Genomic DNA, 16,848 nt, shown 5'->3' with positions numbered 1-16,848 from the left:
ATCTGACCGGTGGGATGCAATCCTTCCGGGTTACCCATCCCTTTCATCCGCTTTACGGGCGAGAATTCGCGCTGCTGGAATGGCGCAATGCGTGGGGAGAGGACCGCATCTATTTCTACGACGAAATGGGCAACCTCAGACGCATGCCGGCGGCCTGGACGAGCGCAGCGGCGCCAAACGTATTCGAGGTAACGTCGGCCGGACGATCGCATTTCCGAGTAGAGGACCTGTTGCAACTTGTCGCGCTGATTGCCCGACAGCGGGAGGCTAAGCGATCTGGAAGGCCGCAAGCGCGCAAGCGCAAGGTGTCAAGGGAATAATGCCGCTTATGTAAAGATATTTATGCCATTTAGTATCCCGTGCATCTACCTATCCATGGGCGCCATGACACTGAATGCGGTTCGTTTATACAGTTACTGCGGGCATTCTCTACTTTTTTCTAGTAAAAAACCTTGACATAGGTGATGCGTGGGCATAATTTAGATTACATATGACTCGCATTCGAAAACCCGACCCTAAGCTTGCAGCGCTCGAAGAGAGCGGCACGGTGAATCCTCACTCGCAGGGCATCGATGATCCCGCCTTTATCGCCAGCGACTTCTTCGACCCCCGCGATCTGGTTCAGGCCCGCTATGAAATGCTGCGTCGCGTACGTGTCGATGGTCAGGCCATCGCCGATGCCGCTGCGCACTTTGGGGTCAGCCGACCGACGTTCTACAAGGCGCAGGCCGACTTTGATCGAGAGGGCCTGGTCGGGCTGCTGCCAGACAAGCGAGGCCCCCACGGGCCACACAAAATCACCGACGACGTGATGCGCTTCATCGAAGATGCACGTGCCGTGGAGGATGGTCTCGATGTGCAAATTCTTGTCGAACGGATCGCGGAACGCTTCGGTTTGACAGTGCATCGACGCACCGTGGAACGCGCCTTGGCGCGGTCGAAAAAAAAACGGCCATAAAAGCCCCCGCGGCAACGCTTGATGTTCATGTGCTGACCAGATACTACGAGGCGTTGCGTAAAGATGTCGTCGAGCCAAGCGAATGCGGCCGCACGATGATGCGCGGTCGCGCACTTGTCATGTTCAAGGGGATGGCCGCCTGGATGAAGTGTGCGGCCGAAGACGGCTCGCCTCGCCCAGTGCCCGTGGCCGCGAGGAGCGGGTTGAGCCTGCCTGTAGGTATCGAACGGAATCTGGTTGACATCGTGGCAACCATGGCAATCGCGACAGCGCTAGAGGGGATGACATGACTGCAGAGACCCACTCGAAAGTACAGGCAAGACACCTCAAGAGGAACGCCTATCTGTACGTGAGGCAGTCCTCGTTGCGGCAGATGTTCGAGAATACCGAGAGCACCAAGCGCCAGTATGCTCTGCGACAGCGCGCCATCGCGCTCGGATGGCGCAACGATCAAGTCGTGGTCATCGACTCGGACCTCGGCTTATCCGGTGCATCTGCGGTCGAGCGCGAGGGCTTCCAGCGCCTCGTCACCGAGGTGAGCCTGGGACGGGCCGGGATCGTAATGGGTCTGGAGGTGTCTCGGCTGGCGCGCAACTCAACCGACTGGCATCGGCTATTGGAGATCTGCGCACTCGCCGACTCCCTAATTCTTGACGAAGATGGAATTTATGACCCCGCGCATTTCAATGATCGGTTGCTGCTCGGCCTGAAGGGCACGATGAGCGAGGCAGAGTTGCACGTCATGCGGGCACGGCTACGCGGTGGCATCCTCAACAAGGCGCGCCGCGGAGAACTCGAGATGCGGCTGCCGATCGGCTTTGTCTACGACACCGAGGGGCGCGTGCGCCTGGACCCGGATGCACGTATCCAGGAGAGTGTTCGTCAGCTCTTCCGCACGTTTCGTCGCACGGGCTCTGCCACCGCGACCGTCAAGGCCTTTCGTGACCAGGGTCTTCAGTTCCCGCGCCGGATTCACCGCGGAGAGCGCAAAGGCGATGTGCTGTGGACCGAGCTCGAACACGCACGCGTGCTGTGGGCTCTCCATCATCCGCGCTATGCCGGTGCATTCTGCTTTGGGCGCACGCGGCAACGCAAGCATCCCAATGGTCAGAACGTCTGCCTGCGACTGCCGCCCGAGGAGTGGACCGCGCTGATTCGCGATGCGCACGAGGCTTACGTGAGCTGGGAGGAGTTCGAACAGAACGTTCAAATCCTACGCGACAATGCCCACGCACTTGGCCTCGACCGTGAGAGAGGGGCGCCTCGCGAGGGGCCGGCGCTGCTGCAAGGCTTGGCGATCTGCGCCAAATGCGGCGAGCGAATGACCGTTCGCTATCACATCCAAGGCACGCGTAGGGTGCCGGATTACATGTGCCAGCGCCGGGGCATTCAGCACGCGCACCCTGTGTGCCAGAGTCTCCATGGTGGTGAGCTTGACGATGCAATTGGCAGGTTGCTCGTGGAGTTGGTCACGCCGGTAACGCTTGAGGTCGCTCTGGCCGTGCAGAACGAGCTTGAGAGCCGTACCGAGGCGAGCGACCGACTGCGCCGCCAAGAGCTCGAGCGAGCGCGCTACGAGACCGATCTGGCACGCCGTCGTTACATGCAAGTCGATCCGGAGCATCGATTGGTTGCGGACTCGCTTGAAGCGGAATGGAACCATGCGCTGCGCGCTCTCAGTGAGGCCCAGGAACGCTACGAGAAGCAGCGCGAAGCCGATCGCGCCGGAGTTGACGACACACAGCGCAAGAGCATCATGGCACTTGCGAAGGACTTTCCTCGCCTATGGAACGATCCGCACACGCCAGATCGTGAGCGCAAGCGCATGGCACGCCTACTCATCGGCGACGTGACCCTGCTAAAAGGCACGGACGTCAGCGCTCAGATACGCTTCAACGGCGGCGCAACACACACGTTGCACGTGCCACTATCCAAGCCCGCGTGGATGTTACGGCAGACCCCGCCAGCCGTCGTCGCTGAGATCGACCGGCTCCTGGAAAACCACACTGACGGTGAAACGGCAGAGCTACTCAATCGCCAGGGACTCACGTCAGGTCAGGGCAAACCGTTTCACCACGTAATGGTCACCCGGATTCGGCTCTCCTACGATCTGCAAAGTCGCTACGACAGGCTGCGCGCGCGTGGCTTGCTCACGCTGGACGAGATTGCAAAGTGCCTCGATGTCGCACCGACTACCGTCAAGATATGGCGCCGTGCCGGCCTGCTCGTGGCGCACCGCTACGACGACAAGGGGCAGTGCCTCTTCGAACAACCTGGCGCGGATGCGCCAGTGAAGTATCGCCATCAATGCAAATCTCGCGGTAAACGTGCAGTCACCGCGTAAGTATCATCCCACTCGACCCATGAGGTGCATTGTGATGCATAGTCCTTGGCCGGGCTGGAATTGGCGCACAGGATGTCGATGTTCAGCTCGAACAGTGCCCGCCCAAACTGCGTGTAGCCGCGTCCTTCGGCGGCATCTTTGGCGTTGACGCGGAAGATGCTGGCCTTGTCGCTGTAGAACGCCATCGGCTTGCCATGACGCTCGATATAGGCCCGCGTCGCCTCGAAATACGCCTGGGTCGATTCAGTCGGCACGAAGCGCAATGCCATCAGCTGGCTGGTGGCGTCGTCGACATAGACCAGCAGCGTGCAGGCCGGCGCCCGCTGCTCGAACCAGGCATGGTCGCTGCCGTCGATCTGCACCAGCTCGCCCAGGCACGCGCGGCGCCTGCGCGGCTGGTAGACCTTGGGCGGGCGCAGCTTCCTCGGGACCCAGAAGCCGGCGTCAATCATGATCCGGCGCACGGTCTCCTTGGCCAGAGCGATGCCATGGCGCTCGCGCAGCTTCTCGCAGGCCAGGGTCGGACCGAAGTCGGCGTAGGTGTCGCGGATCAGGCCGCGCACGCGAGCTTCCAGGCCAGCATCGAGGGCGCGGTTGCCTGGTGTGCGGCCACGCTTGTGGGACAGCATCCCAGTCGCGCCATCGAGCCGGAATCGATGGGTCAGCCGCTCGACTTGACGCGTGCTTAACCCCAGCTTCTCAGCAGCGCGCCACGGCTTCAGCTCGCCCCGGGCTACCGCGTCAATCACCTTGAGACGATCCAGCTCTCGCATGCTCATGGTCACAAGATCCGGCCTTGCCATGGCGGCCTCCCGATACCCGCTACAAACCCGGTAGCATCGCACCCATGGCGCTGACCGCGACATTTCTATCTAGCCAGATCCCGACATTAGCATCTGGCTGCAACATTTTTAGCACCCATAATCTGTCTTATGTTAAATAACCGCAACAGGCTGCAAGCCAATATTCGCGCGGCTTTCCACGATTTCCCTCGTTATCGCGTGATGCAACCGCGCTAGCGTGCCAAAACGCTGTGTGATTAGCGCTGACGCCCCGGTGTCACAAGGCGTACCGATTAATTTTGTGCGCTTCGATTCAACAGCCAATGCTTGCCTTCATCCGTTACGCGCCTGCGCGACCGCGTGCGCCTGGCGCTCGGCCTGCACGGCGACCGCCTCCAGCAGCTTGAGCGCCCAGCGGTGCACGGTTGAATTGATCACGGAAGCGTCTGCACTACCCGCTGGAGGTAATGCTGACCTGCGTGCGCTGGTATGTTTGACCCTCAACCGGCGAGCTCCGTCCTCCTGTGGCCAACGGTGAGCCATGACGCCATGGCCGTTCATGACATTATGCGCAGCAAGCTATTGCCCACCGCGGGCCTCTGCAAGTGCAACGGTCAAGTGCTGCACCTTCTTTTTCAACTGATCGCGCTCTTCTGTGAGTTGTGTAACCAATAGCGTCAGGCGATGAATTGCAAGTTGATCGGGTGTGGCGTCGCTGGGTGGGGGCGCCGGTTCAGGCTTGGGTGGCACGCGGGCCTCGCGCACCTGTCTCGCCACCTGGCGCAGTTCCTTCTTGCCGCCAGCAACAGCCGCTACTTGCTTCTCGCCAGGCAAGGAGGCTACGGCAGCCGCGGCATTAATAGAAATTACGCCTGCCTTTACTGCGCTGACCAACTCTGGCGCAGCCGTCTTCTGGATTTTCTCGATCTGGCCAAGCGTCGCACTGCTCACCCGCGCTGTGCGCGCAACAGCCTCGCGAGTCAACACTGGACCGGCCCCGGATTGCGTGGCGACTTCAGCCCCGGCAGGTTTTGCAGAACCATGCTGCGCTTGCGCTTGTGCCAGACGCGCGGATACGATTTCCTTCTTCCTCAGTGCAAGTACGCCTCGTTGGAAATCCGATACGCTGCGCCGCCCGAGGTGATTGTCGATCATCCACAGGTGCACATCGTCCATGGACTGGAACGTCTGGTTTTGTACCGTATTGAAAGGGATTCCGTGCTCCTGGCAGATGCTGTAGCGGTTGTGTCCGTCCACCAGGAGATGGCCCCACAACACCAGTGCATCGCGGCACCCTTCCGAGAGTAAGCTGCGTTCTAATGCCGCGTATTCGTCTTCTGTAAGTGGATCGATATAGGCACGGAGGTCTTCGTTGATAGTGATCGTCATGGGTCAAACAAAAAAAGTAGCGCAGTAGTGTACACACTGCCGCCTTTTCAAGCCGTGCAGCGGCGCTGCGCTGGCTTGCTTCGGTGCGTCGGTGTTCTGCGCGCTGGGCGGACAAGGCCTTTGGCGATGCGCTGCACGTCGGCCTCGATTCGCGTAGCCACGCCGTTGCGCAACTCGCCAGCGGCCAGCTTTTGTCAGTTTGCCGTGCGTGTCTCTTTCTCGAACCGCTTGCCAATGCGTTGGGGGGCGTGCGACTCGAATAAAGTGACCTGACCACTGTGCCCTGCTGGCGACCAGCAGCGGCCGCCGTGGGGCCGGCATTGGGCAACGAAGGTGGCGAGGCCTCAGGCATGGCAGCCGGCGGCGCCGATGAAGCTGCGCCCGGCGCTACACATCGGCGAAGTCTGAACTATCTCTTCGGTGCGTCCACCCTCACCTTCGCCGGGCCGATCTCCGCGACATCCGCCCACGCCTTTGCGTCGAAGCAAAACTCCGCGATGGCGCATGTGGGCATGTCTATGATCGTGCTCGATAGCCGATGCGCGAGGTCGGTGAACTCGGGATTGTGGCCGAAGAGCATCACGCGGTCTAGCCTGTCGTCGAGTGCGCAGATTACGGCAAGCAAGTTGTCCGAGTTGCTGGCGTAGAGGCGTTCATCGACGACGATGTCCTTGTGCTTGTAACCGATCTCATCGGCGATGAGTTGCGCCGTGGTCAGCGCACGCAGCGCCGGGCTCGACATGAGTAGATCGGGATCGACCCCGCGATCAGTCAGGCGCTTGCCCATCTTGGACGCGTCATTGCGGCCGCGATCGTCTAACTGTCGCTGCCGATCGGGCAAGGACGGATCGTCGCGACTCGATTTGGCATGCCGCACAAGAAACAGGATTTTCATGATCAAGCTGAGGGATGGCCTGAATCGTCATTATCGCCCTATTCGGCCGCCGCGGCGACTAACAGGGGTGCTAGCCTTTCATGCTTTCGATTGCCGTCGTTTTCAACCTCGCATCGCTGCTGGGCTTGCGAACCGCCGTAAATCGCGCCGAAATCAAAGCTACCCCAAAAAGGCCTACCGAAGCGGTACATCCAGATTCGTGCCACCGACGTGGAGTTGCTCCGACCCGTACACCACGACTTTAGGCGGCGCGAACTCCAGGTGATTCTCTTCCAGCCATGCGGCGACCGCGGCTTCCAGCCGATTCATGAGATCCAGTTGAAGTTTCCATGACTCTGGGGACTCGCGGCCGGGAAAGCCATCACCGATCGCTGCCGCGAGAATGGGGGCGAGCACATCTTGGGCTTGCTCGCTGCCAATCAATTTTCCCTCGTGCTCGCCCAAAGCCATGCCAGAGAGCATCCGCTCGAGAATCCTCGTCGCTTCGAACCGTGCGAAGTAGGAGGGAGGCTCAGGGCTAAAGCCCGCGGTAACCACCTGCGTCATGCCCACCTGCGCTGCCGCCGAGATGGCATCGCGACGGGACCCGAACCCCGCGACCCATCGACCGGCCGCATCCTTGTACCCGAACTCTTCCTGCATGCTGCCTCCTGCATGGTTGATGCTGGGCCTTTGCCGTGGCATCCGTTGACACGCTATGCCGTTGACACGACCCGGAAATGCTCCACCGTCTGCCCGGCGTGGATCGCCCGCTGCAGCCAGTCCGGCATGGCACCGCGGCCGTCCCAGCCCTGCCCCTGCGCGTTGCGATAGCGCACGCCCCCGGCAATGGCGTCGGCGCCGGCTCGGCAAAGCAGCCGGCGGCCTGCAGGTCGGCCAGGGTCAGGCCGTGCTGGGCCATCTGGATGCGAACCCAGGTAATCGCTTCCGCGCGCTCGATTTCGATCGACATTGTGTAGGTGAAGAAATTTGGGGCGGCCCGGATACCGCGTTGTGCCGTCTTGTGGGAGCGTTGGACTTCAGGGTTGGCTGTGGGAATCCGCGCCGGCGGGAGGGCGTGGCCGCCCTCGTTGCTTAAATTTTAGTCAAATCTGCGGAGACCCTCGGCACTTTGCGCCCGCGCTGCTTGCGCACATGCTGTCCGGCCTCCGATGCACGGGCTCAGCGTGTCTCGTACTAGCAAACACACGGTGTTGTTGTGTTGGTTTGCACCCGCCAGATCCGGGCCCGCACGCGTTAGGCTTTGACGCCATTTTTCGTGCCCGAAAAAAATCGATCCCAAGCCCAACCTGCCTTTGCGGGCGATTCGCGCTGACATGGCCCGCCTTGGCACACTCCATGCGTTTGTACCTCCCGAGCGCAGAAACAATGCTCAAACCAACCGAACCCAAGTCCCAATCGCTCCCAAGGAGAACTGCCATGACTACCACCCTGACCATCAAGGACCTGTCCGTCACCGAAGAACTCGACGCCGGCGCCATGCGCGCCGTGCGCGGCGGCTTCGTGCCCTTCCTGCCCGTGTTCAGCACGGTCAAGGTCGACTCGACCTTCAACGCCTCGCAGCTGATCGGCCAGACGCAGAACGTCGTCAACATGAACGGCAACAACGCGGCCTTCGTCGACGACATCAAGTCCCATGTCCACTCGACACAGAACGCCCAAAACAACATCTATTGAGCCGCGGGCCACCGCCCAGGCTGAATTCGCAAACTACTGAATACCCGGAGAACTGCCATGACTACCACCCTCGCCATCAAGGACCTGTCCGTCACCGAAGAACTCGATGCCCGCGCCATGCGCGCCGTGCGCGGCGGCTTCGTGCCCTTCCTGCCCGTGTTCAGCGCGGTCAAGATCGACTCGACCTTCAACGCCGAGCAACTGATCGGACAGACGCAGAACGTCACCAACATGAACGGCAACAACGCGGCCTTCGTCGACGACATCAAGTCCCATGTCCACTCGACGCAGAACGCCCAAAACAACATCTATCGTTGAACGGCCCGGCAAACGCGGAGGCGGCCCCGCCACCTCCGCTGCCAGGCAGCCACTCAGGAACATTTCAAGGCATCCAGTGAAGCCAAGGAGAACCACCATGCCATCCATCATCGTGCGCGACCTCGCCCTGACCCAAGAACTCGACAGCAAGTCCATGACCGCGGTGCGCGGCGGCAATTCCTGGCTGCAAGGACTGGGCCCGGTGGCCAACGTCAATGTCAACGTCAACCAGAACATCGCCCAGCTGCAAAGCATCAACGTGAACACGCTCAACAACGTCGGCGTGATCGGCTCCGGCTTCGGCCCGCTGAGCATCGACGTCAACCCGTCGCAATGGGCCGCCACCCACGCCAAGGTTTGAACGGCAATGTGCCCCCTCGCTCCGTGGAAACCCCGAGGGTTCCACGGCCAGCTGACACAATGCTCCGGCATGCACTAGATCAATTGGGAGCCCATCATCCGGTTGCGTTAAGTTGACAATGCCCGCCGAAGCACTGCCGCTCACGCCTCCATCAGCATCTACCAGAAGTGGCTAAGCGGCTCCACGCCGATGAAGGTTACTGCTGATCTGTACCTGGAAACGCAACAGACGGACCGAGTCCCCCGGTGTGCCCACATTCGGTGACCTGATCGCCCCTATCACGGCGACCTCCGGTTCCACTCGCTCGGCCCGCCGCAGCGCAGCCTCGATTTCGGCCTTCAGGCGCTCATGCGCCACCTGCCCATCCGTTACACCTTCTGCGCCTCCCCCAACTGTCGGTCGCCATCGTCACTCCCATCACTTGGACGATGCATCGGTTGCGGATTGGTAATCCTGTGATCACCATCACCAGGCACGACAGCACCGGCATAGGCCGGCAGTGCGCGGGGACGCCTCCTACGCCAAGGCATGCACGGCTTGCGCCCCCGCATGGTGGAAGCGACTGGGACAGCTATATTAATCCATGAAATTTCATTTAATATAAATTAAAGCAGATTTAATTAATATTAAATTCATGAGCTGAAAGTTAGCAATCAGTTCCTAGGCGACCCTCATGACAACCAGACGACACCGTTGCAAATACCGCACGCACGCATAAATATAAGCTCGAAAACTCTTTTGAAACGCCGATAATGTTGCATAGCACAAGACCAAGAACACGTGCATGCCGCCGTGGAAACACTGCGGCCCGTTGTGTTGAATGCACAAAAGCAGTGCATTGACCAAAACGGCCTGTCGGAATTCGACGATGCTGGCACTGCATTTAGTTGTGATGTTGCGATGTCAATAGTCGCAGTCGGCTGCCCCTATCGCGGATCCACAGCACAGCGAGTTTGAAGCACGACTGCGTATGCGAGGCCTCGCTCCCTTCGATTCGCCTTCCCCAAATGGCAATGGATTTTTCGGCCCGCGCTTTCCTTCAGTCCAATTTTGTTTCGATCGTTGTGCCACAGGAGCTACCGTAATGAAATTGCTTCGCACCCTTACCATTGTTGCCTTTGCACTCGCAAATCTTCCTCATACTGCGCTGGCCGCCGATGCGCTGCCATCTTTTGCCGGCGACCTATCGCAGACCTCAGTCTCCGGCCTGTCGTCGGGCGCCTTCATGGCGGTCCAGTATCAGGTCGCATACTCAGGTTCTGTCGTCGGCGCCGGTGTGGTAGCGGGTGGGCCGTATTATTGTGCGGCTGGGAACATCCTCAACACGACGATCTGCATGGGGCAGGTGCCGTTCGTGCCGCCGAATCCTGCACTGATGGTAGCCGCCGCAACGGGTTTTGCGTCGCTCGGTCAGATCGACCCGCTATCGAATTTGCAGAAGGCCCGGGTCTATGTATTTAGCGGAACGAAGGATACCGTTGTCTACCAGCAGGCTGTCGACGCGACAGTGTCGTTCTTCAAGGAGGCCGGCGTTCCTGCGTCTAACCTAGAGTATGTGAATAACGTGGCAGCCGGCCATGCATTCATCACACCGGCGTTCGGCAACGTGTGTTCCGATAACGCATCTCCATACATCAGTCACTGCGCGGTCGGCAAGCGAGGGTACGATCAGGCTGGCGCGTTGCTGCAGCAGATCTACGGCACGCTGAACCCGCCGGCGAAGAGTCTGTCAGGAAGAATCGTGCCGTTCAACCAGCGGGAGTTCGCGACGACCGCGACAGGCATGGCGGATACGGGCTTCGTTTATGTGCCAAGTTCATGCGCTCAGGGAGCACCGTGCAAAGTCCACGTGGCATTCCATGGGTGCAAGCAGTCCGACGCCGTGGTCGGCAATGATTTCTATGCGAAGACGAACTACAACTACTGGGCGGACACAAACAACATCCTTGTGCTGTACCCGCAAGTGAATGCGTCTACGGTTCCATTTAATCCGCAAGGTTGCTGGGACTGGTTCGGTTATACCGGCGCTGATTACGCGCTGAAATCGGGGTCGCAATTGAGCGCTGTCAACGCCATGGTCGGCCGGCTGCTATCCAAGCCGTGATGTACGGCGGCCGCTAAGCGGCCCTGGTGTTGCCTGTCGCAGCTGGCAACACCAGAGCTTGAGGAGATGAGTCGCCAATATTGCCTTGAATAGCCCGGCCTTTCCCAATCATGGGCACACTTCCGACTCACCGGAAATCCTGGTCGTGTTCTCGGCCAATGCTGGCTTCTCGTTGGCGCCAGAGCCTAACGAGCAGCAGATGCGACAGATAATGGAGTTCCGCTTGTCAATGGGGGGGCATTGCGTCGGCGCGGGAACGGCTGTGGTGCATTCTCGGACGGGGCGGTTGGGAGGCCGTCCATTACCGATTTCGCCGACCACTCATCACGCCCACTTCTTCCCTAGCGCCTCCAGACCTGCCTTTTGCAGATCCTCCTGGCTCATCACAATGCGGAACTTGCAGTTGCCCTGAAAGTTGAGAAAGAAGGGCTCAGCAAAAGCAGGAACGTCGGATGGATTTTCGACGTTGATCAGGAATACCCCGCAGCGCATTCCGTCTTGCTCGGTAAAGTACGCTGCCTCCGGCTTGATCGTTTCCAGGATACGCTCAATGACCTCACCCACCTTCCCTCCTCTGACGAGCGAGTTGAATGGCTCATGAGGGAATTCGACTGTGAGTAGCATCTTCATGATCCACCTTCTCCTTACATAGTCGCTGCCCGGTAGCCAGATTTTTGCCTCAGGCGCTCCTGCCGCAGAACGTTGTCGTTGGCGGTGGGTGGGCAAACCGACGGCACGGCTGGCCGGGGCGCCGATACTACAAGATAGCACCAGCCACTGAAAAAGCTAGTTGGCGGCCCGTCCTGCTTGCGGGCGAGGCTGGATGCCACGAGACGGCCACACAGCGCGAAAACGAGAGAGCCCGACAAAACGCGAGGCGTTCCGAAAGGCCATAACAAAGCAGTCCCCGTAATCCGAGACAATGCGCAACGTTCGGAAAGGCCCATGAAGAAGTCTTTGCTGGAGCGGCCTGGAAGGGCAAGGGGCCGCTTTCGCTGGAAATTTGCTGCCGATCCCGCAGCAGCTTCATTACCGCGAGGCGACGTGGGTCAGGCCTTCGTACGCTTGGCGTGCTGCCTAACTGAAGATCCCTGCCGGAAACCGGTGACGGTGATAGAGATCGCGCGATTTCGCTTTCTTCATCGCGCGATCCTGCGCGACGACCACAGCGGCGTGACAACGCCGTCACATCGCGTTCAAGGCAATGTTGCATTGCGAAAATTGTAACGATGAGCCATTGCCATCAGGAAACATAGGGTTTATACTCATTTCCGTCTCCTCCTTGTCTCCTCGACATGGATTCAACCCGCCTCCTTTGGCGGGTTTTTTTCGCCCGCGCGCTTTTGAGTGAATCAAGCGGCACTTCCAATATAGTCGCCGCCATAAAAGCAAAACCCCAGTACTTTCGTAAGTGGGGTTTCAAGGGAGAACCTGACGATTACCTACTTGCACACGGGCATCCGCTACAGACGTCTCCAGCTGTCTGCTGCGAACGAAGGAATACCCGAGCATCCGCGAGCGTTTGTGGGGGACGCGGTCGTCGCCCGTCCTACTTCCCCGGGAACTGCGGGGGGGTACTCGTCAAAATCATTCGCCAGTACGTCGAACAGCAACAGATGCCGCACTAACCGGCCAAAGGAGGGCTACGCCGCCCGCGCCCATCCTTCGCCGGCCTAAAGGCAGAGGCTTGTCGCACACCGGATCAACCCAAGAACACGCTCATACGGAACCGGGGCGGCATCAAACTGCGAACAGAACCAAGGGTGGCCGGGGTTGGGAATGCCACTAGCCCCTCATTGCTTAATCGTTACTCGTAAGAGAAGAAGCTGCCGAGCTTGCCCATGCGTTCGAGCGCCAGGCCGGCACCCCGCGCCACGCAGGTCAGCGGGTCTTCAGCCACTACCACGGGCAGGCCCGTTTCCTCGGCCAGCAGGCGATCGAGGTTGCGCAACAGTGCGCCGCCGCCGGTCAGCATCATGCCGCGCTCGGCGATGTCGGCGCCGAGTTCCGGTGGGGTGTGTTCGAGCGCGATCTTGACGGCCGAGACGATCTGGTTGAGCGGATCGGTCAGCGCTTCCAGGATTTCATTGGACGATATCGTAAACGGACGCGGGATACCTTCGGACAGGTTGCGGCCTTTGACTTCCATCTCGCGGATCTCGGAGCCTGGGAAGGCCGAGCCGATTTCCTTCTTGATGGCCTCGGCGGTCTGCTCGCCAATCAGCATGCCGTAATTGCGCCGAATGTAATTGACGATGGCTTCGTCGAATCTGTCGCCGCCCACGCGTATCGAGCCCTTGTAGACCATGCCGCCCAGCGAGACGACGCCCACCTCGGTCGTACCGCCACCGACATCCACTACCATCGAGCCGGACGGCTCCGACACTGGGAGGCCGGCGCCGAGTGCGGCAGCCATCGGCTCTTCAATCAGGTAGACCTTGCTGGCGCCAGCGGCCTGCGCGGATTCTTGAATTGCGCGCCGCTCGACCTGGGTCGAGCCGCACGGCACGGAGATGATGATACGCGGCGACGGCCGAAGCAGTTTGGTGTCGTGCACCATCTTGATGAACTGCTTGAGCATCTGCTCGGTGACGGTGAAGTCGGCGATCACGCCGTCTTTCATCGGGCGGATGGCCTCGATGTTACCCGGCACCTTGCCCAGCATCTGCTTGGCATCCTTGCCGACAGCCTGGATGGTTTTCTTGGGATTGATACCTCCCTGCTGGCGAATTGCTACTACGGAGGGTTCATCAAGGACGATGCCCCTATCGCGCATGTAGATCAGGGTGTTGGCCGTGCCGAGGTCGATCGCGAGATCGTTGGAGAAGTAGCTGCGGAGAAATCCGAACATCAGGAATCTTTCTTCTGGTAGTTCGCAAGTATGCGAAACGGCGGGCGCAAGAAGTGGCGCCAACCATGATTTCAATAGCGACGCATGGTATGGAGGCGTCACGTGGTGCTGGCTTCGGTGTCATTGCCAGCGCGCTGTCAGTCAATAAGAGCGATCGAACTCGGGCGGCCCGCCAAGGGGTGTCTGGCTTGCTGGCGGAATCGACCATCATACGAGTCGCCGAGTAGACCACTTATTGAACTGCGCAGAAGCAGCATCGGAATCACAAAAGCCTCACGAAGTCTGATCGGAGATACTGTGGCCCGACACCTACGAGTGACGTGAACCACTCGCGTCGTGCTTTGGCGGCGGGCAGGAATATCAGCGGAAGGGAATGATACCGTATGACTCTCTCCGATTCCCGTGTCAAATTGCGCGGACTTCGGGAACGGCAATCGTTGCCAGAGGCGACGTGATCGAGCAACAGCCATTCAGCCTGCATTTACCTGGCTTGCCAGAACGCAGGACCGGGCTGATCTGTACCAGCTGTCCACCCGACATTCGACCAGTTGCCTGAACTTCACCGGCACGAATTCCGTTGCGGGCGTTCGCCGACGATGATCGAACACTCATCGCGCCACCCTTTGCGCATGGATCCTTCGCAAGCAAGGTCGTGACGAGCGGATTCGGAATGACACGCAGACAATGGCCGCACACCATCCAAATGGGTAGTCGGTGGCTGATTTCTCTGCAGCACAGGGCCCGGTGTTCCGGGCTTTCATCCGGTGATCTTCGACGAGGAAGGCTGACGGCTGGGGATGACGGTGAGCGTGCGGCAGATCTTCTGACACACGGGTGGCCTGGCGCTGTGCGCGAGCCGTCGACACCCAGAGCGCCGACGAGAAGCGGAAACCTTTGCCGGGCTATTGCACGCGAGGTGAATCCGCTGGTGGGCCTGGCGCTTTGAAAGGGCAATCCAACAACCCCTGCCCGCCCCACGGGGGCTGGAGGTCTTGCGGATCCGGGTGACACCATCTCGGTGCAGACCCAGCCAGGCGCAACGGTGCTGTGGATGTAGGTGCCGTTCCGGTAGCGCTCCTCCAAATCAGATCGCCGACGGATGCTGCGCCAGCGGCGTGACCTGAATGGTCATATAGGGAAACAGCGGCAGCGACGACAGCAGCGCGTGCAGTTCATCGTTGCTCTCCACGTCAAAGATGCTGACGTTGGCGTAGCGGCCCACGACGCGCCATAGGTGGGGCCACTTCCCGGACTTCTGGATCTCGATGGCGCGCGCCTTCTCTGCGGCCTTGATGGCGTCGGCCTGCTCTACCGGCAGGGAGTCGGGGATCTTAACGTCGATCTGCACGTGATAAAGCATGGTGTCTCCTTGAAAGATGGTTGCGGGGCGCGCACGGCCGCGCGGTGCGCCGGCCGGGGCCGCCCGGTAGTGGACAGTGGGCGCCGGTCCGGCTCAGCCCGCGCCGTCGCCGCCGACCGTCTCGGTGCGGAAGGGCTTGAGCCGGCCAATGAAGGTCTTGCCGTGCTCGAACCAGGCCTTGCGGATGTCGGAGGTCATATAGGTGGCGTAGGCCGCTTCATTCTCGAACCAGCATTCGCCGATGGCGTCGACGTGCCCGATGTCGAAGAAGGGCACGTGGGTGTCGGTGGGCTGCTCGGCGACGAAGCGGACCTCGTACTTGTGCAGGCCCGGCACGTCGTGCGACATGTCGTAGTGCCGCCGGCATTCGGCGCGGAAGGTGGCATCGGACATGCCTTCTGGCTTTACCAGCAGGTACAGCATGCGGATCATCGCGTCTCCTCTCGGTATGGATCTGTTCTGTGTGGCGCGCGCCTGCCGGCGCCGCGCGTCAAGTATGCGCCCGCGCGGGCTCGGCGAGCGGTGCCGCGGAATGGGCATCGGCATGCGCACCTTCCGCTGCGCCGATGTGCTCGATGGCGATGCCGCGCGTCTCGGGCAGCAGCAGGATGCCGAACACGGCGATGGCATAGGCCACAAGGCAGAAGGCGCCCATGGCGTTGGCCAGGCCGATATGGGTGGACAGCACGCCGACGCCGACGACGGAGCCCGCGCCCACCGACTTGCCGACGTTGTAGGCGAAACCCATGCAGGTAGTGCGCACGTGGGTGGGGAACAATTCACTCAGGAAAGGCCCCAGCGCGGCGAACATGCCGATCGCGGAGAAGCCGACCAGGAAACCGAGCGCGGCGGCCAGCACCGGGTTGAGCGGCAGCAGCATATAGCTGGCGGTGACGATCCACGCGCACACGGCCAGGCCGATCAGCGTGGGGCGTCGGCCGATGCGGTCGGCCAGGTCTGCGGCCACCGCGAACCCGCAGAACGAGCCGAAGGACATGATGAATACGGTGACGATCATCGAGGACGCGGCCACCTGGCGCTGGGCGAGCAGCGAGGGCAGCCAGATCAGGATGGCATAGCAGCCGGCCTGCAGGCCGATCACCAGCACACTGGAGAGGATCAGCGAGCGCGCGTACTGGCGGCTGAACACCGAGGCCAGCGAGGCGCGCGGCGTGCGGCTCTGCCTGGCGCGCTCGAACATGGCCGAGTCCTTGATGTGGCGGCGGATGAAGAGCACGATCAAGGCCGGGATCACGCCGCTCCAGAATGCCACGCGCCAGGCCAGGTCATGCGGCAGCCAGGCCAGCAGCGCCGTGGCCACCATCACCGCCAGCGCCCAGCCCAGGGCGAAGCCGGACTGCACGAAGCCCATGGCCTTGCCGCGGTGCTTGGGGTTGATCACCTCGGCCATCAGCGCGGCGCCGACGGCCCATTCGCCGCCGAAGCCCAGCCCTTGCAGCGTGCGCGCAACCAGGAGCTGGTTGTACGACTGCGCGAAGCCGGCAAGCACGCCGAAGAACGTGAACCAGACGATGGCGAACACCAGAATGCGCGCGCGGCCGTAGCGGTCGCTGAGAATGCCGGCGCCCCAGCCGCCGATGGCAGTGACGACCAGAGCCACGGTGCCGAGGACGCCCACTTCGGCCTTGCTCAGGCCCCACGCCGCGGTCAGCGCGGGCAGCAGGAAGCTGAACATCTGCATGTCGAAGGAATCCAGCGCCCAGCCGGAATAGCAGGCCCAGAACGTTTTCTTTTGCTGGGCATTCCCAGCCTTGTACCAACCTGTCATTTTTGTCTCCTGTCTGTTCT

The 16,848-nt window shown here is 60.8% G+C and carries 16 protein-coding genes and 2 pseudogenes; 8 read left to right on the top strand and 10 right to left on the bottom strand.

Annotated features, from left to right (window positions below; genetic code table 11):
* Positions 1–14: 14 nt before the first annotated feature.
* The 3 genes from ACZY0R_RS25190 (at position 15) to ACZY0R_RS25180 (ending at position 3,302) form a co-directional block, all read left to right on the top strand.
* The gene (locus ACZY0R_RS25190; RefSeq protein WP_488856672.1) at positions 15–320 is read left to right on the top strand and encodes a DUF5372 family protein; all 306 of its coding nucleotides are present in this window, start codon (positions 15–17) and stop codon (positions 318–320) included.
* Positions 321–490: 170 nt separating this feature from the next.
* Positions 491–958 carry a helix-turn-helix domain-containing protein gene (locus ACZY0R_RS25185; protein ID WP_488856673.1) on the top strand — a complete coding sequence of 156 codons (468 nt, stop codon included), beginning with the start codon at positions 491–493 and terminating at the stop codon, positions 956–958.
* Positions 959–1,244: 286 nt separating this feature from the next.
* Positions 1,245–3,302 (top strand): recombinase family protein, encoded by a 2,058-nt coding sequence (locus ACZY0R_RS25180; protein ID WP_488856674.1) that lies wholly within the window; start codon positions 1,245–1,247, stop codon positions 3,300–3,302.
* A 44-nt stretch (positions 3,303–3,346) separates the two neighbouring features.
* Here the strand turns inward: ACZY0R_RS25180 and ACZY0R_RS25175 are convergent.
* From ACZY0R_RS25175 to ACZY0R_RS25155, 5 genes and pseudogenes are all read right to left on the bottom strand, one after another.
* Positions 3,347–4,105: pseudogene (locus ACZY0R_RS25175) on the bottom strand (ISNCY family transposase); the annotation flags it as partial.
* A gap of 558 nt (positions 4,106–4,663) precedes the next feature.
* Positions 4,664–5,473 (bottom strand): ParB N-terminal domain-containing protein, encoded by an 810-nt coding sequence (locus tag ACZY0R_RS25170; RefSeq protein WP_488862161.1) that lies wholly within the window; start codon positions 5,471–5,473, stop codon positions 4,664–4,666.
* A 409-nt stretch (positions 5,474–5,882) separates the two neighbouring features.
* Positions 5,883–6,368, bottom strand: coding sequence for a SixA phosphatase family protein (locus ACZY0R_RS25165; protein WP_488862160.1), 486 nt, complete (start codon positions 6,366–6,368; stop codon positions 5,883–5,885).
* 174 nt (positions 6,369–6,542) lie between these two features.
* Positions 6,543–7,010 carry a hypothetical protein gene (locus ACZY0R_RS25160; RefSeq protein WP_045243132.1) on the bottom strand — a complete coding sequence of 156 codons (468 nt, stop codon included), beginning with the start codon at positions 7,008–7,010 and terminating at the stop codon, positions 6,543–6,545.
* A gap of 53 nt (positions 7,011–7,063) precedes the next feature.
* Positions 7,064–7,320, bottom strand: a pseudogene (locus ACZY0R_RS25155) (H-NS histone family protein).
* 467 nt (positions 7,321–7,787) lie between these two features.
* Here ACZY0R_RS25155 and ACZY0R_RS25150 point away from each other — a divergent pair.
* The 4 genes from ACZY0R_RS25150 to ACZY0R_RS25135 all read left to right on the top strand — a co-directional run bounded on the left by ACZY0R_RS25150 (position 7,788) and on the right by ACZY0R_RS25135 (position 10,828).
* Positions 7,788–8,045: a hypothetical protein gene (locus ACZY0R_RS25150; protein WP_488862158.1), complete on the top strand. Its 258-nt coding sequence runs from the start codon at positions 7,788–7,790 to the stop codon at positions 8,043–8,045.
* A gap of 57 nt (positions 8,046–8,102) precedes the next feature.
* On the top strand, positions 8,103–8,363 hold the full coding sequence (locus tag ACZY0R_RS25145) for a hypothetical protein (protein ID WP_045243134.1): 261 nt from the start codon (positions 8,103–8,105) through the stop codon (positions 8,361–8,363).
* Between the two features lie 97 nt (positions 8,364–8,460).
* On the top strand, positions 8,461–8,724 hold the full coding sequence (locus ACZY0R_RS25140; RefSeq protein WP_045241194.1) for a hypothetical protein: 264 nt from the start codon (positions 8,461–8,463) through the stop codon (positions 8,722–8,724).
* A gap of 1,084 nt (positions 8,725–9,808) precedes the next feature.
* Positions 9,809–10,828: an extracellular catalytic domain type 2 short-chain-length polyhydroxyalkanoate depolymerase gene (locus ACZY0R_RS25135; protein WP_488862156.1), complete on the top strand. Its 1,020-nt coding sequence runs from the start codon at positions 9,809–9,811 to the stop codon at positions 10,826–10,828.
* A gap of 324 nt (positions 10,829–11,152) precedes the next feature.
* Here the strand turns inward: ACZY0R_RS25135 and ACZY0R_RS25130 are convergent, their stop codons facing one another.
* Entirely contained in the window at positions 11,153–11,458 is a 306-nt protein-coding gene (locus ACZY0R_RS25130; RefSeq protein ID WP_488862155.1) for a panthothenate synthetase, read from the bottom strand.
* A 315-nt stretch (positions 11,459–11,773) separates the two neighbouring features.
* Between ACZY0R_RS25130 and ACZY0R_RS25125 the strand changes: the two genes are divergently transcribed.
* Positions 11,774–12,055 (top strand): hypothetical protein, encoded by a 282-nt coding sequence (locus tag ACZY0R_RS25125; RefSeq protein ID WP_488862153.1) that lies wholly within the window; start codon positions 11,774–11,776, stop codon positions 12,053–12,055.
* A 580-nt stretch (positions 12,056–12,635) separates the two neighbouring features.
* On the opposite strand, the gene ACZY0R_RS25120 is transcribed toward ACZY0R_RS25125, so the two are convergent.
* From ACZY0R_RS25120 to ACZY0R_RS25105, 4 genes are all read right to left on the bottom strand, one after another.
* Positions 12,636–13,679, bottom strand: a complete 1,044-nt coding sequence (locus ACZY0R_RS25120; RefSeq protein ID WP_488862151.1) for a rod shape-determining protein — start codon at positions 13,677–13,679, stop codon at positions 12,636–12,638.
* A gap of 1,084 nt (positions 13,680–14,763) precedes the next feature.
* Complete coding sequence (gene catC, locus ACZY0R_RS25115) at positions 14,764–15,039, bottom strand: muconolactone Delta-isomerase (RefSeq protein ID WP_488862149.1); 276 nt, start codon at positions 15,037–15,039, stop codon at positions 14,764–14,766.
* 93 nt (positions 15,040–15,132) lie between these two features.
* The gene (gene mmlI / locus ACZY0R_RS25110; protein WP_488862147.1) at positions 15,133–15,471 is read right to left on the bottom strand and encodes a 4-carboxymethyl-4-methylbutenolide mutase MmlI; all 339 of its coding nucleotides are present in this window, start codon (positions 15,469–15,471) and stop codon (positions 15,133–15,135) included.
* A 58-nt stretch (positions 15,472–15,529) separates the two neighbouring features.
* Entirely contained in the window at positions 15,530–16,828 is a 1,299-nt protein-coding gene (locus ACZY0R_RS25105) for an MFS transporter (RefSeq protein WP_488862145.1), read from the bottom strand.
* Positions 16,829–16,848: the final 20 nt, after the last annotated feature.

The sequence above is a fragment of the Cupriavidus sp. F041 genome (genome assembly GCF_057814235.1).
This window is presented reverse-complemented; position numbering and strand designations above follow the sequence as displayed.

Bases quoted from the DNA above. Each gene is read 5' to 3' on its own strand.
- ACZY0R_RS25190 (WP_488856672.1), top strand. From the start codon at position 15: ATGCAATCCTTCCGGGTTACCCATCCCTTTCATCCGCTTTACGGGCGA.
- ACZY0R_RS25185 (WP_488856673.1), top strand. From the start codon at position 491: ATGACTCGCATTCGAAAACCCGACCCTAAGCTTGCAGCGCTCGAAGAG.
- ACZY0R_RS25180 (WP_488856674.1), top strand. From the start codon at position 1,245: ATGACTGCAGAGACCCACTCGAAAGTACAGGCAAGACACCTCAAGAGG.
- ACZY0R_RS25170 (WP_488862161.1), bottom strand. From the start codon at position 5,473: ATGACGATCACTATCAACGAAGACCTCCGTGCCTATATCGATCCACTT.
- ACZY0R_RS25165 (WP_488862160.1), bottom strand. From the start codon at position 6,368: ATGAAAATCCTGTTTCTTGTGCGGCATGCCAAATCGAGTCGCGACGAT.
- ACZY0R_RS25160 (WP_045243132.1), bottom strand. From the start codon at position 7,010: ATGCAGGAAGAGTTCGGGTACAAGGATGCGGCCGGTCGATGGGTCGCG.
- ACZY0R_RS25150 (WP_488862158.1), top strand. From the start codon at position 7,788: ATGACTACCACCCTGACCATCAAGGACCTGTCCGTCACCGAAGAACTC.
- ACZY0R_RS25145 (WP_045243134.1), top strand. From the start codon at position 8,103: ATGACTACCACCCTCGCCATCAAGGACCTGTCCGTCACCGAAGAACTC.
- ACZY0R_RS25140 (WP_045241194.1), top strand. From the start codon at position 8,461: ATGCCATCCATCATCGTGCGCGACCTCGCCCTGACCCAAGAACTCGAC.
- ACZY0R_RS25135 (WP_488862156.1), top strand. From the start codon at position 9,809: ATGAAATTGCTTCGCACCCTTACCATTGTTGCCTTTGCACTCGCAAAT.
- ACZY0R_RS25130 (WP_488862155.1), bottom strand. From the start codon at position 11,458: ATGAAGATGCTACTCACAGTCGAATTCCCTCATGAGCCATTCAACTCG.
- ACZY0R_RS25125 (WP_488862153.1), top strand. From the start codon at position 11,774: ATGAAGAAGTCTTTGCTGGAGCGGCCTGGAAGGGCAAGGGGCCGCTTT.
- ACZY0R_RS25120 (WP_488862151.1), bottom strand. From the start codon at position 13,679: ATGTTCGGATTTCTCCGCAGCTACTTCTCCAACGATCTCGCGATCGAC.
- catC (WP_488862149.1), bottom strand. From the start codon at position 15,039: ATGCTTTATCACGTGCAGATCGACGTTAAGATCCCCGACTCCCTGCCG.
- mmlI (WP_488862147.1), bottom strand. From the start codon at position 15,471: ATGATCCGCATGCTGTACCTGCTGGTAAAGCCAGAAGGCATGTCCGAT.
- ACZY0R_RS25105 (WP_488862145.1), bottom strand. From the start codon at position 16,828: ATGACAGGTTGGTACAAGGCTGGGAATGCCCAGCAAAAGAAAACGTTC.